The following is a 25,510-nucleotide window of genomic DNA, read 5'->3' as shown; positions in this document are numbered from 1 at the left end:
TACTTTTAATTGTAGTTAAATCAAAACGCAGATTATTTGTATCAATAAGAGGACTTTTTATTTCCCTTTCCTCTGTGTTAATTGCTTATATCCCAATTTCGTTTATAACATACTTTAGAACGTAAGGAAGAATGAACGGAGGAAATAATACTTTGAGTGAGCAAATCAAAACAAGCAATGAGTATTGGCCTGATGTTATTCCATGTCCGGTTGAGGCAAAGTCATTAACCCCATTAAGTAATGAACGAGCAAAACCTTGTATAATTCCACCGCCAGCTACCCCAATCCTTAAAGTTCCTGTGGTATTGGCAGAAACAACCATTCAAATCGTAGTGGAAGCAGATATCCCTCTTAATCCACCAGCCAGTGAAATTAAAAGAGTATTCAAAGATGTTTTTATGACACAGTGTAAACTTGTCCCTGTGCATTTTGAAGAAGAATCGTGTGATGATACGGTTCGTACAGTAACGAGAGCAAAATTGTTTATAGAAGGATACATTCGTAAAGATATTGAGTATGCTACAACGAATTGTAATGATGTACTCCGTGATCGAATTGCCACAGTTCCATTTTCTGGTTTTGCTGATTTAGCAGATAACGACTTTCTCCTTTTCCCTATTTTAGGTGATTCCTCAGAAAGTAGATCGCGATTCATCAATCCGCAAAATAGTGAAATTCCACGTTTGGATAAATTCTTCTTTGAAAATAGTGTTTTTTATAATGAGCAGCCATATTGCGAGCTAGTAAGTGCAAAATTTTTCGAAGTCGATTTTTCACCGTGTCCTACAGATGTAGATGAATCATTTAGTATTTTACGAGAGAAAATTGTAGTAGATCTTACATTAAAAGTACTTCAGATAAGACAAGTAAGAGTTACCGCATTAGGGCTATAATCTTTAAGCAAAATAAAAAGACATTACCTATTACAAAAGTTTAGAGACTAAAGAGATGAACCGCATACTATAAGATAAATATTGTGTTTGTTCAAGTGAGTGAGCACTGAAAATAGAGAATTTGAAAGGAGGTGATATTGATGAGTGAACAAAATATTACAAATAGTGGAGATTGTTCCATTATTCGTCCGTGTCCGGTTGATGCTGTGACACTAACACCTCTATCTGATGAAGTAGCAAGACCTAATTTAGTTCCAGCAAATCTTAATCCAATCCTTAAAGTTCCTGTTGTATTAGCAGAAACGACTCTTCAAATTGTTGTAGAAGCGAATATTCCGCTTAACCCACCAGCAAGTGAAATTAAACGAGTGTTTAAAGATGTTTTTATCACGCAATGTAAGCTTGTCCCTGTACGTTTTGGTGCGGAATCATGTGAAGGTAATGTTCGTACAGTAACGAGAGCAAAATTGTTTGTAGAAGGATTTATCCGCAAAGATATTGAGTATGCTACAACAAATTGTAATGGATTTATTCGCGATCGAATTGCTACTGTTCCATTTTCTGGTTTTGCAGAATTAACTCCTGGAGAATTTTTTGTTTTCCCAACAATAGGAGGTTCTTCCGAAAGCAGATCCCGATTCATTAACCCGAAAAACAGTGATATTCCACGTTTAGATAAATACTTCTTTGAAAATAATGTTTTTTATAATGAGCAGCCATATTGCGAGTTAGTAAGTGCTGATTTTTTTGAACTTGATTTTTCACCATGTCCAACAGGTGTAGGTGAATCATTTGATACTTTACGTGAAAAGATTGTAGTTGATCTAACTCTTAAAGTATTACAATTAAGACAAGTGCGAGTTAATGCTTTAGGTTTGGGAGAACATCATTCAAAAGACTAGCTCCAGCAGATTGGTTTATATAAAAACGCTTGGTGAAAACCAAGCGTTTTAATAATGTTCTTAATTTTCTCTATTAGATTCTAGTTATGCTTTTTGAACAAACCAATGATAGGAACTTTATAACAAATATTATTTACAATACCAATTACAATAGCTTAGAGAGTAAGTGATAAACCGCATACTATAGACTGAACGAGCAGTATTTCCAATCAAATGATTGATAATAAACTGCAAAAGAGGAGAGGAGGTGATTTTAATGAGTGAACAAAATAGTATGAGTAATGGAGAGTGTCCAATTGTTAACCCATGCCCGGTTGAGGCAGTGACATTAACACCTCTAGCTGATGAAGTAGCAACACCTTGTTTAGTTCCATCAAATGTTAATCCAATCATTAAAATTCCTGTTGTATTAGCAGAAACTACACTTCAAATCGTAGTAGAAGCGAATATTCCCCTTAATCCACCAGCAAGTGAAATTAAACGAGTGTTTAAAGATGTCTTTCTCACGCAATGTAAACTAATTCCTGTACGTTTTGGAACGGATCCATGTGATGGTAATATTCGTACAGTTACAAGAGCTAAATTGTTTGTAGAAGGGTATATTCGAAAGGATATAGAATATGCTACTTCGAATTGTAATGGCGTTATTCGTGATCGAATTGCTACTGTACCATTTTCTGGTTTTGCAGAATTAACTCCTGGGGAATTTTTTGTTTTCCCGATAATTGGGTCTTCATCCGAAAGCAGATCACGGTTTATTAATCCGAAAAACGGTCATACCCCACGTTTGGATAAATTCTTCTTTGAAAATAATGTCTATTATAATGAGCAGCCATATTGCGAATTAATAAGTGCTGATTTCTTTGAGCTTGATTTTTCACCATGTCCTGCAAATGTAGGTGAATCGTTTAGTGTTTTACGTGAGAAAATCGTAGTGGATCTTACACTAAAAGTACTGCAAGTAAGACAAGTGAGAGTGGATGCTTTAGGTTTAGGCTAATAGCAGATTAGTTTGCATATAAAAACGCTTGGTAAAAAAAACCAAGCGTTTTTATCATTACCACAATTTAAATCCTTTTGATCCTGGAGGTGCATTTTGAATCATATCGATTACTGGAACGGTATAAGCGAACAATATCAATGCGATACAAATTGTCAGCCATATTTTCCAGTTTTCCAATGCCATTGGTGTTTTCTCAGCATTTTCCGAAATCTCACCAACTGGGAATTCTGTTTCTCCTTTAGGAGCAAACCAAAGTAAATTTGCAACGATATAAAGAACTAACACGATTCCGATAAATAGGATAGTACCACCGACCGCTTGTGCAATTTGATACGGAATCCACTCAGCTGCTTGTGCAGATCCTCCATAAGTAGAGAAGTCTGAACGTCTTGGTGCGCCGAATAGTCCAACGATATGCATCGCTCCTGACATGATGGACATACCGAACGCCCAAACGATTGCTTGAATAATTGCAAGCTTGTTCATTTGTTTCGTTAAAACTCGACCAGTAAGGTGGGGAATTAACCAATAAGCAGCTCCAAAAAATGTTAACACAACTGTAGTGGCAACAGTTAAATGGAAATGCCCCGTTACCCAGATGGTATTATGAACTAATTGGTTCATTTGGTGAGAAGCGTTAATAATACCACCCGCACCTGCGGGTATAAAAGCAGCCATCCCGATAAACGGTACAAGGAAGCGTGCATCACCCCATGGCAATTTTTTGAACCAGCCTAAAATACCTTTTCCGCCTAAAGCTCGCCCTCTAATTTCAAAAGTAGCAAACATGGAGAACGCTGTTAATAAAGAAGGAATAACAACCATTAATGTTAATACTACTTGTAGGAACTTCCAGAAAGAACTAATTCCAGGCTCCACTAATTGATGGTGAAATCCTACTGGAATTGAAAATAACAAAAACAACATAAAGGATAATCTAGCAAGTGCATCAGAGAAAATTTTTCCGCCAATAACTTTTGGAATGACTACATACCAAACCATATAAGCCGGTAATAACCAGAAGTAAACGAGTGGATGACCGAAGTACCAAAACAGTGTACGGGAAAGCAGTACATCTACTTTATCTACCCATCCTAAAGACCAAGGGAGTAGTTGGAATAATACTTCCACTGCCACTCCTAGTGAACATACGATCCACATAGACAAGTTAACTACTACCATAAAAGTAAGTAGGGGACTCGATTGTCCAGGATTCGCTTTGCGCCATTCTATATATTTACCAATTTGACCAGCTCCGCCGATCCATGAACCAACAATGACTAATGCCAAGCCTGCATAGAAAATCCAATGAGCTTGGAGTGGTGCATAAAAAGTATAAAGCACAGATGCTTGGTTAAGCAGAACCATTGTTGCAGAGGCGATAGTACCAATGGTCATTACCCAAAAGCCGACCCAACCTAACATACGTTGTTTATCTGTCAATGTGCCAGATGTTCTGCTGACAGCGGCAATTTGGAAACCAAAAATGAAATAAGTTGTTAATACAAGTCCGAGTAATACACCGTGAACAGTTAAAATTTGATAATAGCCAATTCCCCAAGGAAGTGTAAATGTACCAGACCGTACTAATGTTTGTAATAGACCGCAAAGTCCACCAATCGCTAATGCGATGAAGGCGACGTAAATATGTGCCAGAGCTAATTTACCATCTCTTCTATCTACTTTTACTAAATCTTTTGCTCTTTCAGCTACAGTTGCCATTTTACTCTACCACCTTTAGCATGGACGTCATGGACGAATGTCCAACCCCGCAATATTCGTTACATAATATTAAATATTCTCCTGCTTTATCAACAGTTGTTATATATTCAGATACATAGCCAGGTTCCAAAATCATATTAATATTTGTTCCAGCTGCCTGGAAACCATGTACTACATCTTTCGTTGTTGCAATAAACTTAACGGTAGACCCGAGTGGGACTTCAATTTCAGGTGGATTATAATAAAATGCCGAAGCAACAAAGACAACCTCGTAATCCCAATCTTTTCCTTCTACTTTATGAACTCCCGGATTATTAAATGGTGCAATCTCATCGACCCGCTCAGGATCCACGTAAACTTTTGCACTTGGCGGATGGGAACCGTAATGGAAAGCACTAAATCCAACAACAACTAAAAATAAAACAAGTGAGCTAATTCCAAATGTGAGCCACCATTTTTCATATTTATGAATATGCATAGCTTCAAACCTCCAATAAATTAAAATCGATCAATAAATAAATAAAATGCCATAAACCATGTGATTATAATAAATGCGCCAAGAACACCAACCGAATAAAGTGTACCTTTTAAATCTGGTTCTTTCTCACGTTTTTTCGACATTTTATACACCTCCAAATTTTGTTCTTGTATAGTCATATCATAAATACATTTTTAAATAGATGATGTGATAAAAGTCACACATTACAACCGATTGTGTGAACTAAATGTGAAGAATTAGCCTACAGAGAAGATCAAAGGAAGTTGATTGTTTATTTGATTATGCATATTCTTTCAAATCCCATTATTTGTAAATTCACTTACAATAAACGGCGAAAAGCGACAGACTGTACTAATTGATCTGTTATAGCCAGTTTGCTTGGCTTACGACTCGGTAACTCTCTAATAGGAAGAATCTCAACTGCTTTATTATCCAGTTAATGATTAAGGACAATTAATCAAGTCAATGAAAGCAATCCGCTCCTAAATAACAATCTCCTTTGAACGAGACAAGGTTGACAATGGCGCATTATTAATAAATTTTAAAAATCGAACCTCATGTTGTGTGAATGCCCTACAATGTTGCGCATAATTTTGACGCATTTTTATTAGACAGCCTTCCAAGATCAATAAGATGGTTATACTTATTGTAGGGTGCCATGCACGAAGACGAGCAATTTGCTTAGTAGTCTCTCAAAACCTTCTATAGTTTTTAACCAATAAAAAAAGAACTTCCTTTAAAAGGAAGTTCTTTTGTTTGCTTACTATTCATCAATCGTTAAAATAATCGTTATTTCGCCAACATCCGCAATTTCAACTGGTAATTGGAAAGCATGTTGAAATCCGAATAATCTAGATGTCCCAACTATAACGGTAGGGGGAGTAATATCAATTTCCACTCCATTTGCCACTACCGTCGTACATAAGTTGCCAGCAATCATATTACCTAATTCTCCAGTGAATGATTCGAGCATCTCTCCTTCTAAAGGCATTCCGAACATAGTAGCTCCGATTTTAGAGAAACCATTAGAAGTAGAATCTATTATTATTCGACCTTTAATATCACCAATAATTCCTATTAGTACACTCATTTCTGTTTGCTCAAAAGGTTGTACCATAAGAGAAGGGGACTTTATATCCATCGAAAGAGGGATAACTGATTTTAATGATTGGATTGTTCCATTTAATATTGTTTGTATATGCTTTGAAGCACTCATTTTTTCCCCATCCTTAACATATAGATAGTACAATTTTAGCATGAAAAAGCGGGAAAAAGAATAGAAATTGTAGAAAGTAGTGAAATAATGTGTTATGTTGTAAATGAGAATGGTTTTCAAATGTAGGGAGGATGATTTATATGCTAGCACTATTCATTGGTTCTTCTGTTTTGTTATTTAGTGGTATAACAGCCTATGTGTTACGTTCTATAGCCCCACAACCAAAATAATTCTACGATTTAAATCAAAAGAGGCATTTAAGTCGATTTTTTATAAATTTCAAATGTAAATTTTGTTAAGAAAAAAATCACTAATTTTATTAGTGAATATAATATCTTACTAAATATCCCTAATAGCAGATTCTTTAGTAATGAATTTCGGTTATTAAAATAAGATTATGTAGGTATAAAGGATAAAAATTTGTCATTAAACATTTACCGCTCCTTAATTTGCTGTTAATACGTACCTAATAAACTATTAATAGCAACAAAAATAATATTTTGAGGAGAGATTTTCATGTTTAAAAAAGTTGGCTTTATCGCACTAAGTACCGGACTTGTCCTTTCGGGAGTAGGTTTAAGCAATGCAGATGCTGCAAAAAAAGAGGTTAATACTTCAAAAGTCAAAATGAATGAGAACGGACCTGTAGAAAATGTTATTTATATGATCCCTGACGGATTTGGAGCAAATCATGCAGCAAATTACCGTATTTTTAAAGGACAAGAAGCAGTATGGGATTCACATATTAAAGGAATGTATACTACATACTCAGCAAACGCTGATATTACAGACTCTGCAGCTGCTGGTACGGCAATGGCAGCTGGCGTTAAAACAAACAATGGTGTTATTGGATTTGATCCAGAAGGGAATAAGGTGAAGACAATTCTGGAAGCATCAGAGGAAGCAGGGAAATCTTCCGGCCTAGTTGCAACCTCTACAATTACACATGCAACTCCGGCTAGTTTTGCATCACATGTAGAACATCGTAGTAATGAAACAGAAATTGCTCGCCAATACATCCAAGAAAGCGGTGTAGATGTAATTTTAGGCGGTGGTAAAAATAATTTTGTACCTGTTTCAGAAGGGGGCAAGCAAACGGAATTAGACTTAATCGATGAAGCACAAGAAAAAGGATTTGAATTTGTTGAAACACGTGAACAATTAGGGAATGCAAAAAGCATAAATGTAGAAAAAGGCGATAAATTACTTGGTCTATTTGCAGACGGAGCACTAGCTCCTGAATTTGATCGAGCGGAAACTGAAGAGCCTAGCTTGGCAGAAATGACTGAAACAGCAATCGATGCTCTAAATCAAGATAAAGATGGTTTCTTCTTAATGGTAGAAGGAAGCCAAATAGACTGGGCAGGCGAGGAAAACGATGCTGGATACGCAATGCATGATACAAAAGCTTTTGAAGAAGCAGTGCAGGAAGCGATTGAATTTGCAGAACAAGATGGCAAAACATTAGTAATTGTCGCTGGAGATCATGAGACTGGCGGTATGTCAGTTGGTTCAGCTACTTCATCTGATGCTGCAGCCGCTATTCTTAAAAATGTAACAGCTACTGGTGGCTTCATGGCTAGCCAATTAAACAAAGACCGTTTAAATGTAAAAGAGGTCATTTTAGAATATACTGGACTTGAATTATCAGTGGAGGAAGAAAGAACTATTCAACAAGCAGAAGATGCAAAGCCTGCTATTAATAAAGTGTTAAGTGAACGTGCAGGTATTGGCTGGACTAGATACGGCCATTCTGCAGCGCCTGTTCCTGTTTTTGCATTCGGTCCGCAATCATATAAATTTGTAGGATTCCACGACAATACAGACCTGCCAAAAATTATTTCGGAAGCGATGAAGCTTAAGTAAATCTAGAAAAATAATCAGACTGTAGACAAGCCCTGAGAAAATCGGGGTTGACTACAGTCTTTTTTTAATACTTTTCTTCTGTTCTTGCCATGTTTTTAGCGTAAAAAATTTCATCCATTTCGGTTTTCAATTTTTTGGTGATAGCTGTTTTTTCTTCCTCTGTTAACTCGTCTTCTCGGTATCCGAAAAGATAATTATTTAGGTCAAATTTCTTTAGCTTGCATTTTGTATGAAAAATATTTTCTGGGTATACATTCACATCAATCATTTGATAATATTCCTGTAAGCTTTCGGGAATATAGTTTTGAATAGAATTGATATCATGATCGATAAATAACTTATGACCTGTTACATCTCTAGTAAAGCCACGTACCCGATAATCCATTACCATGACGTCCGTCTCAAATGAATGAATCAAGTAATTTAATGCCTTTAAAGGAGAAATTTCACCGCAAGTGGAAATATCAATATCCGCACGGAAGGTACTAATTCCTTCATCCGGATGATATTCCGGATAAGTATGAACAGTTATATGACTTTTATCTAGATGACCGACGACTGATTCAGGTAACGGTCCTGGTGATTCTTTAAAAGAATCGACGGGAGTATCATCAACAGGTCCTTCCGAAACTAAAATAGTGACACTTGCTCCCTGCGGTTCATAATCTTGCTTGGCAATATTTAAAACATTCGCCTCAATAATATCTGCCACTTTCGTTAAAATTTCGGTTAAACGATCCGCATTATATTGTTCGTCGATATAGTCAATATAAGCTTCTCGCTCTTCTTTTGAACGCGTATAGCAAATATCATACATATTAAAGCTTAAAGTCTTAGTAAGGTTATTAAAGCCATGTAACTCAATTCTTTGCTTAGGAGTTAAACTCATTTTGAAACTCCTCTCTTTCATATAATTTTGGGTATAGTTGAAACGATATATAAGTATGCGTTAAAACTAATTTCAGATACCCGTATCTTTATCTTTCCACAAAGCCCTTTTTCTAAAACATTTGGTACTGCTTTTAAAGTGTCTGAGCTAAACAATCTTCTTTGTCCATACAAATGGGGTCTATTTTTGGAACATTTTCTGCTATGATATAAACTATATTGTCGAAATATAAAGGAGTAGTTTTTTCAAATGGTCAATTCAGATGAATTACATAACATTAAAGAACAAAACGCATTACTAGCTGCATTATTTCACGAGCAACAAGATGAAGAACGATTTGCGAAGGCAAAACTATTTGCGCAGAAATTAGAGCAAGGGACTTTCACCATTGCTTTTGCAGGGCATTTCTCCGCAGGAAAATCGAGCATGATCAATGCGTTAGTAGAAGAACAGCTGTTACCAACAAGCCCAATACCTACTTCTGCAAACATAGTTACCGTTCAAAAAACTGCAGAAAATTATGCACTTGTTCACTTTGTTGATCAAGCTCCTGTTAAATTCTCAGGTGAATATGATATTGGGTTAGTAAAAAAATATTCCAAGGATGGCAGCCAAGTTTCTCAAATTGAAATTGGTCATAAATCTTCAGGGTTACCTGCAGGTATTAGTGTGATGGATACACCTGGAGTAGATTCTACAGATGATGCGCACCGAGTTTCAACTGAATCTGCACTCCATTTAGCTGATATCGTATTTTATGTAATGGATTATAATCATGTCCAATCCGAGCTTAATTTCCAATTTACAAAGCAATTACTTCATTATAATGAAAATGTGTATCTGATCGTAAACCAAGTGGATAAACATCGAGAAGAAGAGCTTTCCTTTGAAGCATTTAAACAATCGGTAGCCAATGCGTTTCTCGCTTGGTCAGTGGAGCCAAAGGATATATTTTTTACTTCTTTAAAAGACAAAGCATTTATACATAATGATTTTCCGAAGGTTCAGCATATCGTGCAGCATTCCATTGATCATAAAGAAGAGCTGTTTATCACTTCTGCGAAAAGCACGCTTAAGAAACTAGAAGATGAACATATGCATTTCTTGGAAGATGAAAAAGAAACATGCTTCGAAACTTTCGAAGAAGAGCTGACAAGAGGAGAATGGGAAAACAAAGAAGAGTTAAAAAAACAATTAGAGCTATCCGAAACGCATGTAAAATTGCAAGATGCAGGTCTTTGGAAAACTGAATTCGAAGAGGGTCGAAAATCGCTTTTACAAAATGCTTCCGTCATGCCTTATGAAATGAGAGAAGCGCTTAAAATATATGCGGAAGCGATGCAAAGCTCATTTAAAGTAGGATTTTTCAACAGTAAAAAGAAAACCGAAGAGGAAAGAGCAACTCGCTTGCAAGTAGCGAGCGACCTGTTAGAAAAGATTGTAGAGACAAATATTACTTCCCATTTAAAACAGTTGATGAAACATATGCTAAAAAATGTGTCGTTACTCTCAGATGAAAAAGCACTTGAAATAGAGAATACAACTTTTCCATTACCAATATCCATTATAAAAGAATCACTTCATGAAGGTGCGAATACTTCTGGAGATGCAATACTCCATTTTGCCAACCGTGTACAAGATGCGATCAATCGATTTTTCGTAAGGGAAACAGATAGTTGGAAGATTGAAATGGCGAAACAAATAAATGAACATCCAATGGAAGAAAACGAAAAAGTAGAGCAGAAAATTCTTCAATTAAATAAGAAATTGCTGGCCATTCATACAATAGAAGAAATGGAAGACAAATTGCAGGCATTTACAAAGGAAATCAAAACTCCTTCACTTGCTATTCGGAAGGAACGGGATTCCCTACTCATCGAATGGGAGAAAGAACGAATTGCATTTGAAAATGCTATTACGGAATATGATGAAACTAAGCAAGAGATAGAAGAAAACGTTGTACAAGTAATAGAAGAAAAGCAGCAAGAAGTGAAAGAAGTGGATTTCTCTCAAGAAGCTGTACTTAGAAGAGCCAACAAAATGGCAGAAGCAATCGGACAGCTTCCTGCATTTAAAGAAGCGGCAAGTTATTTGAAGAAAAAAGCAAGTAGAGTGGAGCATCAACAGTTTACAATTGCGTTATTTGGAGCCTTTAGTGCTGGTAAGTCTAGTTTCTCCAATGCATTAATGGGAGAAAATGTATTGCCAGTATCGCCAAATCCAACGACTGCTGCGATCAATAAAATTCAACCAGTTACAAAGGACCATCCTCATAATACAGCAGATGTGACGTTAAAAACAAAGCAGCAGCTATTAGAGGATGTCCAATTTGCCTATAGTATGCTTGGTGTGACGGTTTCCTCATTGAAAGAAGCTTTTGAAAAAGCGCCAACTATAAAAGAGCAATCCGTAGCAGAAGAGGTTCATAAATCATTTATCGTAGCCTTTCATAAAGGGTTTGCAGAATTCGAAGCAAATCTTGGGCAAACGTTACGTGTAGATGCGGAAGAATTTCATCGCTTTGTCGCGGAAGAATCTCGCAGCTGCTTTGTAGATTTTATCGATTTCTATTATGACTGTGAGTTAACAAGACTTGGTGTTACATTAGTTGATACACCAGGAGCCGATTCGATTAACGCTAGACATACTGGTGTTGCATTTGACTATATTCGAAATGCAGATGCCGTTCTGTTTGTGACGTATTTCAATCATGCGTTTGCAAAAGCGGACCGGGAATTTTTAATTCAGCTTGGTCGAGTGAAGGATTCCTTTGAGTTAGATAAAATGTTCTTCGTCGTCAACGCGATCGATCTTGCCGCAAATGAGGAGGAGGAAGCGCTTGTCAAAAATTATGTGCAAGGTGAGTTACAAAGATTTGGCATCAGATTCCCTCGGGTATATGGTGTTTCAAGCCTACAAGCCTTACATGAAAAACAAACGAATGCTCCGTTACATGAAGGAATGTTCCAATTCCAAGAAGCATTTTATCAATTCTTAGCACATGATTTGAAACGAATGGCAGTAACGACATTGGAAGAAGAAACAACGCGTCAACAAATGAAATTGCACCAGATGATTGAACAAACAGAAATGAACTTAGCTAGGAAGGATGAAAGGCTAGGAGAATTACGCACGTTAGAACAAAATATTCGTAAGCGTTACACCAATTCTAAAGGCGCATTAATTGCAAAAGAAGCGAAGCAGGAGCTGGAAACATTGCTTTACTATTTATTGCAAAGAGTCTATTACCGTTTCAATGAATTTTTTAAGGAAGCGTATAACCCGTCCTTATTTTCAAACAGGTCAGCCAATGTCGCTCTCGAAATCGCATTGAAAGATATATTAAATATGCTGCGTTTTGATATCGAACAAGAGTTACGTGTAACCAACTTCCGTTTATTGCAATTTATCCAAAAACAAATGACGGAGCTAGAAAAAGAAGAGATGCGCGTGTTAAAAGACTGGAATCCAAGCTTTACCTACACGCCACATGAATTTGAAAATCAAGATTTACTGGACTTTGAAGGCCCATTCCAGCATATTCAAAAATATGAACAAGTAAAATCCTTGTATAAAAACAACAAATCCTTTTTCGAGAAAAACGACAAAGAAAAATTGCGTGACTCTCTTTCCGAACAAACAAAAGTGGAAGCGGAAAGCTATCTAAACGAGCAACAAGGGCGACTTTTTAAGTGGGCAGAGCAATATGCTGATATGGAAGCGGAAGCAGTTCGTTTGAAATGGTTAAACGATTCGATTAGTCAGTTAGATGCTGAGCGTTCACTATTAGAGCAAGAGGAAATGCTAGCAAAATGGAAAGAACTGTATGCTATAATTTCAAACTAAAGGGGCGAGTTATATGACGAACGTTTTTATTAATTGGGAAGATGTACAGCCGGAAAAAGTACGTTTCATCGATACACGATTTGATTTAGCCAATAAAACGGCAGGTCCAAATATGTATAAAGAAGGTCATTTAGAAGGGGCAATTTACTGGGATCTCGAACAGGATTTATCCGATATGACAAGTAATAAGGGTCGTCATCCGATGATTTCAAAAGACAAAATGACAGAGCTATGCAGACAAGCGGGACTTCAACTAGATGACGCTATTATTGTTTATGATCAAGGTGCTTCTCCGTTTGCGTTAAGAGCGTACTTTTTACTGGAATGGGCTGGATTTACGAATGTGTATGTATTGCGTGAAGGATATGAGGCGGTGAAAGGGTTATTCCCAATTTCAAAAGAAGAGCCCGAGATATCTCTTTCCGATACAGAACCAAATTGGAATGATGCTATTTATCTCGATGTGGAAGATGTAAAGAAAGTAGTAGCAGGAGAGCTAGAGGGACAGCTTGTAGATGCTCGTGCGGCTTTTCGTTTTAAAGGAGAAAGTGAACCAATTGATCCTATTGCCGGGCATATTCCGACTGCCGTTAATTTTGATTGGGAGCAGTTGAAAGAAGGTGGCAAGTTTTTAGAAAAGGAAATGCTTGCAGAACAGATGCAGCATGTAACGGATAAAAACAAGCCGGTCATCGCATATTGCGGAAGCGGCGTTACTGCAGCACCACTATATGCCGGATTAAAAGAGGCTGGTTATTCTAATGTAAAATTATATGTAGGAAGTTATAGTGACTGGATCCGAGAAAATGAAGTAGAGCAAGACTGATGTTAAGCAGGCCCCATGACTACTAGCGTAGATATGGGGCCTGTACTTGCCTATTTTTGAAACAGTAGCTTTTTGTTTACGTATGCGACGTTTTCGTTAACAATAATTTCAGCGTAAGGAAGTCCAAAAGCAGTATAAGCAATAATGACGGAAGACAGTGGTTCACCTTCCACTTCCTCAATCGATTCAATTGCATATGAAACGATCAATGACTGTTCCAGCGTGTTACTAAATATGTCTGCAGTCGTTTCTAATGCATACGCTGCAAAATCCTTCTCCGAATCGTTCTCATAATTTTGTATATTTGATTCTAAAAGATAAGTAGGTAAAAAAGCGTAAATTCCGACGATGAGTAATCCCAACTTTAATAGCCCTTTGCGTACTCTTTTATTAACAATCCTTCTAATCCTTTTAGCCATTTTAATCAACCCCTTGTAAATTCACTGAATGAAAAATCTCTTATTATTCTATTCAAGCTAAATTACAATTAATCCACTATTTTTTAATCTACTGATATCGAAAAATTTCACGAGTAAACAAAATGATTTCTTTTATCGTTCATTTCCGTTATAATAAGTTGTCGTATGTAAACAATTGGGGTATAATAGGCGAATTGTATACGGATGAAATGAGGGCTAAAAATGAAAAAATCAATATATGGTCTAACAAGAGACCAGTTAATAGAATGGTTATTAGAACATGGACAAAAGAAATATCGTGCCGAACAAGTTTGGGACTGGTTATATATTAAACGAGTACAAAGTTTTGATGACATGACTAATGTAAGCAAAGAATGTTTAGAAATATTAAAAGAAAACTTTGTGATCCAAACGCTAAAAGAATCTGTAAAACAAGAATCAGCGGATGGTACGATTAAATTCCTATTTGAAATGCAAGACGGCAACTTAATCGAAACAGTACTAATGCGTTTTAAATACGGTTTATCAGTTTGTGTAACAACTCAAGTCGGCTGTAACATCGGCTGTAGTTTCTGTGCAAGTGGATTACTTAAGAAAAATCGTGATTTAGACGCAGGCGAAATTGTTGGACAAATTATGAAAGTGCAACAGCATTTAGACCAAATGCAAAAAGACGAGCGTGTAAGTCATATCGTTGTTATGGGTATCGGAGAACCATTTGATAACTATACAAACCTGATGAGTTTCTTACGCACTGTCAACGATCAAAAAGGTCTAGCTATCGGTGCTCGTCATATTACCGTTTCGACAAGTGGACTTGCGAAAAAAATTATGGACTTTGCAAACGAGAATATTCAAGTAAATCTTGCAGTATCATTACACGCACCAAATGATGAATTACGTACAAAAATCATGGTGATCAATAAAGCATTCCCAATTGAAAAAGTAATGGCAGCAGTAGATTATTATTTAGAAAAAACAAATCGCCGTATTACATTTGAATACATCTTACTAAAAGACGTAAATGACCATGTGGAAGAAGCGCAGCAACTAGCGAAGCTACTCGAAAACAAACGTCATCTATCGTACGTCAATCTGATTCCATACAATCCAGTAGACGAGCATGGACAATACCAACGTAGCTCTGAAAAATCAATCAGTGCCTTTTTCCAAACGCTGAAAAATCACGGAATTAACTGTGGAGTTCGCATGGAACAAGGAACGGATATTGATGCAGCATGTGGACAATTACGTAGTAAACAAATCAAAAAAGAAAAAGTGAAGAACTAAGAAAAGCGCAAGCGCCTATTTCTACCTCGACAACCAAATGGGTACGTGGTAGGTCTGCAAACTACGCCACATCCTGTGGCAAAGCAGACATAACCCGCATCGTGCGGGCCAAGGAGGCAGCTCCTCAGTCACCACAAGCGATTTTGTTTGCGACGAGCTTGCGCAGGAGCAGTTTTTTCCCATTTGACCCTAGGGGGAACGTTCTTCTGCGACGAGCTGTGCGCAGGAGCAAGGCGCTGAAGTCTGGACAATAAAAAACGCATTCGCCTTATGGGCGATGCGTTTTTTCTGTAGATTCATCCTGTTTAGCTGGACGTTCATCAATTGTATGCTTATATGCATAGCCTTTGTTAACAGTATAGATGCTAAGCGCAAGTATAATGATAAACGTAAGTGCCCCAATGATAAAAACGGTTGTCATACAATTCCCTCCGTACAAACTATGTATACAACTATCATAGCATGTTTAAAAGTTAAATGTTAACCTTTCATGGTAACAACGGCATTCGGTTCCTGCAATAAATAGTTACTGCCAGGGATTTGTTTGCATTGTTTCTTAATCTGGCTTGCAAGCTCGGACAGTTCATAAATAGATTGAGTATTTTTATTAGACACTCCTGCGATAGAAATAGTTAGAAGTGGAAATGATTCCTCGATTCCGTGTCTATTTTTGGACATGATATATCCTTTTAAAAAATCCTGAGTATGATAGAATTGTTCCACGGATTTATCGAATTCCTCAATAATTTTTTCACAAAGCTGTTTACTTTTGGAAGCCGCCGTTATTAAAAGGAAGTCATCCCCACCAATATGACCTACAAATCCATCAAGCGGGCAGCTATTCTCAATAATCTCTGCTAAATGCATAATGACTTTATCTCCTTTTTCAAATCCATACACATCATTATAAGGCTTAAAATTATCAATATCGAAATATAAAACAGTCATATTTGTATCTGCGTCCATACAGCTTTGTAGCTGCTGCTCGATCATCAGATTACCAGGCAACTCAGAAAGCGGATTCAAATGCTTGGCGTAGTCTATTTCTAGCTGCATACTTTTTTCGAGCAGATCTTTTACTGTCACAACACCGAAATACTGATCATCTTTCGTCACAGTTATGAAATCATACAAATGAAGCGGATCTCTTTTCATTGCTATTTTTGCTACTACATCTATCGGGGTTTCTGCATCTACTTTCATATAGTTACGGCTCATGATCGCAGCGATTGGCTTTTTGTTATATAAACTATATCCATATGGGCCGCTAAACTTGAGGTGCAGTTTATTTCTAGTTATAACGCCGATCAATTTATTGTCATCTTGAATACAAAAACCAGGGAGTAAATCGTTAGCTTCCATTAAATTGCTTACCTTAGAAATAGGCATTTGACTGGGAATGGTCTTTAACGGAGTCGCTATTTGTTCGATAGAAGTATCCGTTAAACGGTTTCTACTAACGCGATTCTTTCTAGAAACTTCTGCTTTGATGATTGTTTTAACTTCCTCACGTACTGGATATAATTGTGTCGCTGGTTTTTGTATAAAATAGCCTTGTCCAAAATGCACCCCGATATCAATTAATGTACGAAGCTCGTCCTTTGTTTCTATTCCTTCGGCGATAATATTTATTTGAGAGTAATTTGCAAATTCACTTAAAGAACTCACTAGTAATTGTTTCGTTCGGTCCCGGTCAATATCCCGAATAAGTTTCATGTCCAGTTTCATATAATGCGGGCGCACATCCGTAATAACATTTAACCCCGAATAACCCGCTCCTACGTCATCTACTGCAATTTGATAATATTGGTTTTTGTAATGATCGATTGTGCTGATAAAATCTTTTAAATTGTTAATCGCTTCTCTTTCTGTAATTTCAAATACAATGCTATCTGCATCCATGTGAAACTTAGATAAATATTCTTTAGTGAAACCTTGCTTGAATTTAGAGTCGTTCATAATATTAGGATTAACGTTTAAAAACAATTTTCCTTCCGCTTTTAAATCATGCGCGCATTTCAAAGCATTTGCTCGACATAAGTTTTCAAGCTCCCAAAGCTGTCCATTTTTTAATGCATAATCAAATAACATTTCCGGGTTATGTAATACTGTATTCGCAGGCCCTCTTGATAACGCTTCGTAACCATAGATTTGTCCACTATGCAGCGAAATAATAGGTTGAAAGACTGTTTGGATTGCTCGCTCTTTTAATATATAGGAAAATAATTCTCCGTAATCATGATCTTCAATTGCCATTTTACTAATTCCCCCTAAATGAACAGACACTGTTCAATCTATATTATAGTTTCGAAATATCTAGCTAGTGTAAAGTGCATGTAAATAATCAGTAACAGCAAAGTGTTCAAATGCGTCTACTAATTACTTTGGTCTAGATAATTTATTAATAACTAAATCTAGAGTTCAAAAGAGGTATTGCTAACTTACTCTAATCCAATCCAATCTGAGTAAATCGTTTACATACATGTATGGCATAGTTCCTTACCGCGCAGTTTCCCTATAAAGTGCGTTATTCCATTTTATTGTTCATAGGAGCTAATCGGCCAAAGAAAGTTGCATTTGCAATTTTGTTTTTTTAACAAGTATAGAAGACAGAAAACGATCAAGAGCAACAACAAGCAAGTTATCAATAAAGACTCTCTCAATCAGATTTCCACATCGAACTAGTTTGATCAAAAAAGAATGCTTTAGTATTCAGAACAATCCGAATTATGCGCATTATACATAGATATGATGTGTAATTTGCTTTGTCTTTTGAAAGAGAGGAACTCTATAATTAGTAATAAGAAGTATTCCTTTGTGGTAAAAAGTAACTGGCAGAGGTATTGAATGGTTTGTTAGTAAGTGAGGGGAGGAATTATATCGACCAGCAAGAAGGCTGAAATCAATTACGCGAAAAGCGTAATTGATCATTCCATTTTATTTATTTTTCATGATAGGAAAAAATAAAATCTTTAAAGAAAAGAACGGCTTTTGACATATATCCTTCTTTTTTATGTATTAAGTATATCGTTCGATCGATATTCAAATCTAAAATGGGAATTATTTTTATATCATTGAAATTTTGAACGACGGATTCTGGTACAAGTGCGATGCCCATATTGGATGAAACCAAGCCAATGATACTATTAATTTCCAATCCATCATAGGCAATATGAATATCTACATTGTATTTTAAGAATATAGAATCGATTAATTTTCTCAATTCAGTATCCGCATTGTAATGGATGAAGTTCTCTTGCTCAATCTCTTCTAGCTGAATATGTTTCATTTGGGAGAACCGATGTTGGCTAGAGGCGATTAACACGATTTTCTCTTTGAAAATGGGATTATAGTCTAAATCGGAAAAAGATTGGTATTGGGTCGCAAACCCTAAATCAGCTTCATTTGTTAGTAAATCTTTAACAATTAAAGGGGCTTTGTCTTCATTTAATGTAATTGTATGACCAGGATTTGCAAGTTGAAATTCCTTTAATAATGAAGGAATATAGTTTAATCCCAAGCTATGAACAAATGAAATAGAAATATTACCGAAATCTGGATGAATAAGTTGAGATAGATTTGATTTTGAAATTTCTACTTGACCCACAATTTTTTTGGCATCCTTTAAAAATACTTTTCCATATCTATTTAACAAGACCTTTCTGTTTTTTCGATCAAATAAAGGAACGCCTAACTCTTTTTCTAAAGATGTTATGGAGCGACTTAAAGCAGATTGCGACAAGTCTAAAATTTCTGAAGCTCTTGTCATATGTTCTTGCTCTGCAGCAACAATAAAGTAATGTAATTGCGTTATATCCACATTAATCCCCCCAGGTTGTTGGAATTGTATAGTCTAGTATAGTTTTACACTCTATTGGGGCTAACGTCAATTTAATTATCAGAAGAATTTTCTTAAAATTCGATAAAATAAATTAGGAATAAATGTTCATTCTTTAAATAATCTGAAGGAAGTGGAAAAATGACTTATTTACAAATTAGTAGAACTGGAACAAACCAACAAATCGCTGTAATTAAATTTAATCGCCCAGAAGCTCGTAACGCATTTAATACGGAAATGGCAACGGAAATATTAAATACCCTTCAAACGATCTCTAAATCTGATGTGAGAGTAGTAGTAATCTCATCAAGCAATCCGAAAGCATTTTGTTCAGGTGCCGATTTAAAAGAACGTAATGGGATGACAGAGGAAGAATGGAAAGCGCAACATAAACTGTTTGAGGAAATGTTCTATGCAATTGCTGATCTACCACAACCTGTAATTGCTGCGGTCGATGGTTTTGCTCTTGCTGGAGGATTTGAAATCGTCTTGAATTGTGATTTTGTCGTTGCTGCACAAACTGCTACGTTTGGACTTCCTGAAGCGACGCGCGGAATTATGCCCGGGGGTGGTGGAACACGATTGCTTCCTAAAAGGGTCGGAGTCCATGTTGCGAAAGAGTGGGTATGTACCGGCCGAATGGTTACCGCAGAGGAAGCGGAGAAAGCCGGTTTACTTAATCGACTGACAACCTCCGAGCAGCTATTAGATGAGGCGTATGAGCTTGCGGAAATGCTAGCAAAAAATGCACCAATAGCTGTTCAAAATTGCAAGAAAGCCGTGGATTCTTTATTTGGAATGGAAGACATGCAAGCAAGACAAGAGGAGCTCGTATTTTACAATCATTGTGTAAATACAGAAGATCGCTTGGAAGGAGTTTTAGCGTTTGTTGAAAAACGTGCTCCTCAATTTGCTGGAAAATAAGTTTTTCATAAAACATCAAAAAAATGGAGGAATTTATACATGAAAACTACTGAATTGCACATTAGCACACCTGAATTTCAAGAAGAGCTTCGTCAAAGTGTAAGAACGATTTGTAAAGATTATCCGGATGAATATTGGAGAAAGTTAGATGAAACGAACGCATACCCTGAAGAATTTGTAACCGCTCTATCAGAAGCAGGTTTCTTAGCTGCACTTATTCCAGAAGAATACGGTGGGTCAGGATTATCAGTTACAGATGCTTCCATTATTATGGAAGAAATTAACCGCTCAGGAGCGAATGCAGGTGCATGTCATGCACAAATGTATACGATGGGAACTTTATTACGTCATGGTTCTGAAGAGCAAAAGCAAAAATACTTACCTAAAATTGCTGACGGATCTCTAAGACTACAAGCTTTTGGAGTTACAGAGCCTAATACAGGTTCAGACACTACCCAATTAAAAACGGTAGCTGTTCGTAAAGGAGATAAATATATCGTAAACGGGCAAAAAGTATTTATTTCACGTGCTGAATATTCGGATCTTATGCTTTTACTTGTCCGTACAACCCCAATTGATCAAGTGAAAAAACGGACAGAAGGCTTATCTGTATTATTAGTTGACTTGAATGAAGCTGTTGGAAACGGTATCACTATAAAACCTATTCGAACGATGATGAATCATGCTACGACAGAACTTTTCATTGAAGATTTGGAAGTTCCTGTAGAAAATTTAATCGGTGAAGAAGGAAAAGGTTTTTCTTATATTCTGGACGGTATGAACGTTGAACGCATTCTAATAGCTGCGGAATGTATAGGGGATGGCTATTGGTTTGTGGATCGCGCAGCCAAGTATGCGAAGGAAAGAGTAGTCTTTAATAGACCAATTGGTCAGAATCAAGGCGTTCAGTTTCCGATTGCCAAGTCCTATGTCCATTTAGAAGCGGCAGACTTAATGAGATTCCAAGCAGCTAGATTGTATGATGAAGGAAAAGCGTGCGGGAAAGAAGCTAATATGGCTAAATTACTCTCTGCTGATGCTTCATGGGAAGCGGCGAATGCTTGTCTTCAAACCCATGGTGGCTTTGGATTTGCGGAGGAATATGATGTGGAAAGGAAATTTAGAGAAACAAGATTATATCAAGTAGCACCAATTTCGACAAACTTAATATTATCTTATGTTGCACAGCATGTGCTCGGCATGCCAAGATCTTATTAATATCGGAGGTGTATGATGAATATTCCTAAGAAAATAGAATTGATTGAGGTCGGTCCAAGAGATGGGTTACAAAATGAGCCGAATCCAATTTCGACAGAATCTAAAAAGGACCTGATCCGTCAACTTGCAGCAGCAGGGTTTTCACGTATGGAAACTGCTGCATTTGTAAGCCCTAAATGGGTACCACAAATGGCTGATGCAGATGAGATCAGTCAGTATTGCAATGAATTAGGCATTACGTATATAGCCTTAACTCCAAATTTAAACGCACTCGAACGAGCAATCCAAGCAAATGTTCCACAAATTGCTGTATTCATTGGGGCGAGTTCAACGTTCAACCAAAAAAATATTAATAAGACAACAGAGGAATCACTTTTAGAAACAGAAAAAATGTTTGCGCTTGCTAAACAACAGGGGATTTTCACTAGAGCTTACGTTTCCATGTCGTTTGCTTGTCCATACCAAGGGAAAGTTTCTTTTGAAGAGTTAAATTATGTTTGTCGACGTTTTGTAGAATTAGGGGCAGATGAAATCGACATAGGTGATACAAATGGTTACGCGAATCCTAAGATTGTTTATGACCGATTCGCAAGATTGAAAGACTTATATCCAGACACTGTTTTTGTCGGCCACTTCCACGATACACGGAAAATGGCATTGGCTAATACGCTAGCAGCTATGCAAACTGGAATCGATAAGTTTGATAGCTCGATTGGAGGGCTAGGTGGCTGTCCATTTTCACCGGGGGCAACCGGAAATTTGGCTACTGAAGAAGTGGCGTTGATGCTCTCGGAAATGGGTGTAGAAACAAGTTTAAAGTTAGAGGATATTAATAAAATTGTTCCTTTTGCTAAGTCCCTTTCTAGTCGTCTGCAGCCTGTTTGAAAGCACTTTAAAGTTAAAAATGATTGGTTGTTTAGTTTTTGAATACGAATAAAAGAGGGACGGAAAGTGACCAATCACTTCTCGTCCCTCTTAATATTTTTCAAGTTTCATAAATAAAATGAAAATACTGCCCGAAATATGAAAATTGAATCTATAATAAATAAGAGAGTAAAAATAATAATTTAGGAGGAACTAAAATGGAGTTAGGACTAAAAGGGAAAGTAGCGGTAATAACGGGATCAAGTAAAGGAATTGGCTTGTATACAGCCTTACAGTTAGTTAAAGAAGGCGCATCTGTTACTATTTGCGCGCGTGGGAAAGAACAATTGGAAGAGGCAGCGAAGTTTATAAAAAATGAAACAGGGAAAGAAGTATTAATAGTATCTGCCGATATTACAAACGAGCAAGAATGTCAAAAAATTATTCAAGAAACTATCGAGCATTATGGAAAATTAGACATCCTGATAAATAATGCTGGGACTTCATCAGCGAATCCTTTCGAGTCTGTTGATACGGAGTTATGGCATACAGATTTAGATTTAAAGGTATTTGGAGCGATACATACTTCGAAAGCTGCCATTCCTTATATGCGAAAGGAGGGGGGAGGAGCGATTGTAAACGTGACTGCGGTATTAGGGAAAACACCACCTGCCTCTTCATTACCTACAACGGTAAGTCGAGCTGCCGGTATGGCTCTAACTAAAGCGATGAGTAAGGATTTAGGGAAAGATAATATTCGAGTAAATACAGTATGTATCGGGTTAATACGAAGTGACCAGTTAGAAAAGCGTTGGTTAAATGAGGAACCGGAGCTTTCTTGGGAAGAATACTCTAAAAAGGTTGTCGGGCCGTCAATTCCGCTTGGAAGAATTGGTGAAACAACCGAAGCTGCAAACGTCATTACTTTTTTAGTTTCAGATGCGGCGTCGTACGTGACAGGGACAGCAGTTAATATTGATGGTGGATCTGGCGGTACACTTTAAATTAGACAACAGAAGCCGTGTAGAAATTCTTTACACGGCTTTCTCTATTACATATTCAACATGATTGAAAGGAAATGGTGATCAGATTGAAAAAAACAGCATGGATATTACTAGCAGTTTGTATACTTATACTTTCAGCATGCGGCCTTGCAGAAGAAAAAAATACTACAGAAAAAGAAAGTGAACAAACAACAGAGGTTAGTGGCGAAGAGAAAGTAGAAGTAACACAAGAAATAGTGGAAGAAGAACCAATAGAAGAATCGACAGAAGAGATTCGAGAACCACTGTATGAATTAAATCCAGCCAACTGGACATTACAACCGATTGGAGATGCTAATCCAAAGGTAGTATTACTTACAATTGATGATGCTCCAGATAAATATGCTGTAGAAATGGCGAAAACCTTGAAAGACTTAGATGTACCAGCCATTTTTTTCGTAAATGGTCACTTCCTTTTAACAGATGAACAAAAAGCGAATCTAAAAGAAATCTCTGATATGGGCTTTGCTATTGGAAACCATACACAGACGCATGCTAATCTGAAAGACATTTCGGAGGAACAGCAACAAGAAGAAATTTTAAAAGTTAATGAAACAGTGGAAGCCGTTATTGGAGAAAAGCCTAAGTTTTTCCGCGCACCATTTGGTATAAACACAGATTTTAGTAGATCACTAGTTGAAAATGAAGGAATGCAACTAATGAATTGGACGTATGGGTATGACTGGGAAAAAGAATATATGAATGCGGAAAGTCTTAAAGATATAATGGTTAACACGGAATATTTAACAGATGGTGCAAATTTATTAATGCATGATCGAAAATGGACTGCAGAGGCATTACCTGGAATTGTAGAAGGTTTTCGTGCAAAAGGTTATGACTTTATAGATCCTCATACAATAAAAGGAATAGAATAGCACAAGCATCGGTTATCGACTGAATTTGTCGGTAACCATTTTTGTATGTATTCAGTGTGATGGAACAACAGAGTTATATTAGAAATAGCGTCATGATTACTATGATAAAATCATAATTTGTTTAAGGCTCACTAACAATATTGCTAGTCCTCCTTGTAAATGTAGCTCGAATAAAGTTGTAGATTGGTATTTATTTACATCCTAAATAAGAATTTACTCTGGACGTAAAGGGTAAACGAGCGTAAAATGATTCCTATTGATAATTTTGGAGGTGAGTACTTTAAAGGAATAGCCTTTTAAAGCAACCATATGAAAAATATATTCGCATAGTTCTTCAAATTTGTATATTATATTTATTTTCTTTTTTAGGTAATTTTATTGTCGAAATGCTACATATTAAATTTCCGGGAAGTATCGTAGGGTTATTATTACTTCTAGGGTGCTTGCACTTAAAAATAATTCATATTCAAGTGATAAAAGAAGGTGCAGGTTTCTTATTAGGAATACTTGCTTTATTTTTTATACCGTCCACTGTCGGAGTAATGAATTATCCAGAGTTGATATCTATTAACGGTATATTACTTGTTTTTTCAGTGATTATTAGTACAGTGCTTACGATTTTGGTAACCGGAAAATTATGTCAGTACTTAGAAGGTCGGAAAGCAGGAGAGGAAGAAGCACAATGATAGCAATTAGTATGATGATCGGAACGATTGTAATTTTTTTACTCATGAGAAAACTAAACGCGAGATTTTCAACTCCTCTTCTATTACCAGTGCTCACAGCGACTATTTTAATTATTATTTTATTAAAATCTTTCTCTTTCTCATATGCAACATATATGACTGGAGCTAAATGGATAGATGCAATGCTTGGGCCAGCTGTAGTTAGTATGGCTTATCCATTATATGCCCAACGACATATTATTAAGCAAAATATGTTTTCTATTTTAACTAGTGTTGTCGTTGCTATGCTTTCAGGATTAGTGAGTATTATCATTTTTGCTAAACTACTAAATTTAAGTAACGATTATATATTATCTCTATTGCCAAAATCGATTACGACTCCTATAGCAATGCAGATTAGTGAAGCTATTGGAGGCTTTCCTTCTTTAACTGCTGTATTTGTAATTATCGCTGGTATAACTGGTGCGTTACTCGGTCCATCTATTTTTAAAATAGCTCATATAGAGAAGTCTGTGAGCAGAGGAATATCTTTGGGGAGTGCTTCACATGGAATTGGGGTGTCTAAACTTACGGAATACGGAGAAAAAGCGTTGTCTATGGGAACAGTATCAATGACATTGAGTGCGATTATTGGAGCTTTTATGGGTCCTATTTTTGCGTTATTTTTTCATTAAAAAAGGAGAGATGTAGG

The 25,510-nt window shown here is 36.6% G+C and carries 23 protein-coding genes; 14 read left to right on the top strand and 9 right to left on the bottom strand.

Features of this window, described 5'->3' with window-relative positions:
* The first annotated feature begins 152 nt into the window (after window positions 1-152).
* The 3 genes from OR571_RS21275 (at window position 153) to OR571_RS21265 (ending at window position 2,795) form a co-directional block, all read left to right on the top strand.
* Window positions 153-893 (top strand): CsxC family protein, encoded by a 741-nt coding sequence (locus tag OR571_RS21275; protein WP_373287580.1) that lies wholly within the window; start codon window positions 153-155, stop codon window positions 891-893.
* A 140-nt stretch (window positions 894-1,033) separates the two neighbouring features.
* Complete coding sequence (locus tag OR571_RS21270; protein ID WP_142537167.1) at window positions 1,034-1,795, top strand: CsxC family protein; 762 nt, start codon at window positions 1,034-1,036, stop codon at window positions 1,793-1,795.
* 256 nt (window positions 1,796-2,051) lie between these two features.
* Window positions 2,052-2,795, top strand: a complete 744-nt coding sequence (locus tag OR571_RS21265; RefSeq protein WP_373287581.1) for a CsxC family protein — start codon at window positions 2,052-2,054, stop codon at window positions 2,793-2,795.
* 57 nt (window positions 2,796-2,852) lie between these two features.
* On the opposite strand, the gene OR571_RS21260 is transcribed toward OR571_RS21265, so the two are convergent.
* The 4 genes from OR571_RS21260 to OR571_RS21245 form a co-directional block, all read right to left on the bottom strand.
* On the bottom strand, window positions 2,853-4,520 hold the full coding sequence (locus OR571_RS21260) for a b(o/a)3-type cytochrome-c oxidase subunit 1 (RefSeq protein ID WP_282245835.1): 1,668 nt from the start codon (window positions 4,518-4,520) through the stop codon (window positions 2,853-2,855).
* Window position 4,521: 1 nt separating this feature from the next.
* Window positions 4,522-4,998: a cupredoxin domain-containing protein gene (locus OR571_RS21255; protein ID WP_142537165.1), complete on the bottom strand. Its 477-nt coding sequence runs from the start codon at window positions 4,996-4,998 to the stop codon at window positions 4,522-4,524.
* Window positions 4,999-5,018: 20 nt separating this feature from the next.
* Window positions 5,019-5,141, bottom strand: coding sequence for a cytochrome c oxidase subunit 2A (locus tag OR571_RS21250; RefSeq protein ID WP_142537164.1), 123 nt, complete (start codon window positions 5,139-5,141; stop codon window positions 5,019-5,021).
* Window positions 5,142-5,782: 641 nt separating this feature from the next.
* Window positions 5,783-6,235 carry a chemotaxis protein CheX gene (locus OR571_RS21245; protein WP_282245832.1) on the bottom strand — a complete coding sequence of 151 codons (453 nt, stop codon included), beginning with the start codon at window positions 6,233-6,235 and terminating at the stop codon, window positions 5,783-5,785.
* A 516-nt stretch (window positions 6,236-6,751) separates the two neighbouring features.
* Here OR571_RS21245 and OR571_RS21240 point away from each other — a divergent pair.
* Window positions 6,752-8,101 carry an alkaline phosphatase gene (locus tag OR571_RS21240; protein ID WP_282245830.1) on the top strand — a complete coding sequence of 450 codons (1,350 nt, stop codon included), beginning with the start codon at window positions 6,752-6,754 and terminating at the stop codon, window positions 8,099-8,101.
* A gap of 64 nt (window positions 8,102-8,165) precedes the next feature.
* On the opposite strand, the gene speD is transcribed toward OR571_RS21240, so the two are convergent.
* Window positions 8,166-8,990, bottom strand: coding sequence for an adenosylmethionine decarboxylase (gene speD / locus OR571_RS21235; protein WP_282245828.1), 825 nt, complete (start codon window positions 8,988-8,990; stop codon window positions 8,166-8,168).
* A gap of 249 nt (window positions 8,991-9,239) precedes the next feature.
* On the opposite strand from speD, the gene OR571_RS21230 reads away from it, so the two are divergent.
* Together OR571_RS21230 and OR571_RS21225 are read left to right on the top strand one after the other, a co-directional pair.
* Window positions 9,240-12,836, top strand: a complete 3,597-nt coding sequence (locus OR571_RS21230; RefSeq protein WP_282245826.1) for a dynamin family protein — start codon at window positions 9,240-9,242, stop codon at window positions 12,834-12,836.
* A gap of 13 nt (window positions 12,837-12,849) precedes the next feature.
* Entirely contained in the window at window positions 12,850-13,662 is an 813-nt protein-coding gene (locus OR571_RS21225; protein ID WP_282245824.1) for a sulfurtransferase, read from the top strand.
* Between the two features lie 50 nt (window positions 13,663-13,712).
* Here the strand turns inward: OR571_RS21225 and OR571_RS21220 are convergent, their stop codons facing one another.
* Window positions 13,713-14,081 (bottom strand): hypothetical protein, encoded by a 369-nt coding sequence (locus OR571_RS21220; RefSeq protein ID WP_282245822.1) that lies wholly within the window; start codon window positions 14,079-14,081, stop codon window positions 13,713-13,715.
* Window positions 14,082-14,303: 222 nt separating this feature from the next.
* On the opposite strand from OR571_RS21220, the gene rlmN reads away from it, so the two are divergent.
* Entirely contained in the window at window positions 14,304-15,371 is a 1,068-nt protein-coding gene (rlmN, locus tag OR571_RS21215; RefSeq protein WP_282245820.1) for a dual-specificity RNA methyltransferase RlmN, read from the top strand.
* A gap of 268 nt (window positions 15,372-15,639) precedes the next feature.
* On the opposite strand, the gene ytzI is transcribed toward rlmN, so the two are convergent.
* The 3 genes from ytzI to OR571_RS21200 form a co-directional block, all read right to left on the bottom strand.
* Window positions 15,640-15,792 carry a YtzI protein gene (gene ytzI, locus OR571_RS21210; RefSeq protein WP_282245819.1) on the bottom strand — a complete coding sequence of 51 codons (153 nt, stop codon included), beginning with the start codon at window positions 15,790-15,792 and terminating at the stop codon, window positions 15,640-15,642.
* 59 nt (window positions 15,793-15,851) lie between these two features.
* The gene (locus OR571_RS21205) at window positions 15,852-17,627 is read right to left on the bottom strand and encodes a GGDEF domain-containing protein (protein WP_282245817.1); all 1,776 of its coding nucleotides are present in this window, start codon (window positions 17,625-17,627) and stop codon (window positions 15,852-15,854) included.
* A 685-nt stretch (window positions 17,628-18,312) separates the two neighbouring features.
* A complete protein-coding gene (locus OR571_RS21200; RefSeq protein ID WP_282245815.1) occupies window positions 18,313-19,191 on the bottom strand; it encodes a LysR family transcriptional regulator in 879 nt (292 codons plus the stop codon).
* 159 nt (window positions 19,192-19,350) lie between these two features.
* On the opposite strand from OR571_RS21200, the gene OR571_RS21195 reads away from it, so the two are divergent.
* From OR571_RS21195 to OR571_RS21165, 7 genes are all read left to right on the top strand, one after another.
* A complete protein-coding gene (locus OR571_RS21195) occupies window positions 19,351-20,133 on the top strand; it encodes an enoyl-CoA hydratase/isomerase family protein (protein ID WP_282245813.1) in 783 nt (260 codons plus the stop codon).
* A gap of 39 nt (window positions 20,134-20,172) precedes the next feature.
* Window positions 20,173-21,351, top strand: a complete 1,179-nt coding sequence (locus tag OR571_RS21190) for an acyl-CoA dehydrogenase family protein (RefSeq protein WP_282245811.1) — start codon at window positions 20,173-20,175, stop codon at window positions 21,349-21,351.
* A 15-nt stretch (window positions 21,352-21,366) separates the two neighbouring features.
* Window positions 21,367-22,236 carry a hydroxymethylglutaryl-CoA lyase gene (locus OR571_RS21185; protein ID WP_282245809.1) on the top strand — a complete coding sequence of 290 codons (870 nt, stop codon included), beginning with the start codon at window positions 21,367-21,369 and terminating at the stop codon, window positions 22,234-22,236.
* A gap of 197 nt (window positions 22,237-22,433) precedes the next feature.
* Window positions 22,434-23,219, top strand: a complete 786-nt coding sequence (locus OR571_RS21180; protein WP_282245807.1) for an SDR family NAD(P)-dependent oxidoreductase — start codon at window positions 22,434-22,436, stop codon at window positions 23,217-23,219.
* Between the two features lie 86 nt (window positions 23,220-23,305).
* Entirely contained in the window at window positions 23,306-24,133 is an 828-nt protein-coding gene (locus tag OR571_RS21175) for a polysaccharide deacetylase family protein (protein WP_282245805.1), read from the top strand.
* A gap of 320 nt (window positions 24,134-24,453) precedes the next feature.
* Complete coding sequence (locus OR571_RS21170) at window positions 24,454-24,819, top strand: CidA/LrgA family protein (RefSeq protein WP_282246328.1); 366 nt, start codon at window positions 24,454-24,456, stop codon at window positions 24,817-24,819.
* Complete coding sequence (locus OR571_RS21165) at window positions 24,816-25,493, top strand: LrgB family protein (protein ID WP_282245803.1); 678 nt, start codon at window positions 24,816-24,818, stop codon at window positions 25,491-25,493. Before OR571_RS21170 ends, OR571_RS21165 begins: the two co-directional genes overlap by 4 nt.
* Window positions 25,494-25,510 lie beyond the last annotated feature (17 nt).

It is taken from the genome of Psychrobacillus sp. NEAU-3TGS, assembly GCF_029955155.1.
Lineage (GTDB): Bacteria > Bacillota > Bacilli > Bacillales_A > Planococcaceae > Psychrobacillus.
This window is presented reverse-complemented; position numbering and strand designations above follow the sequence as displayed.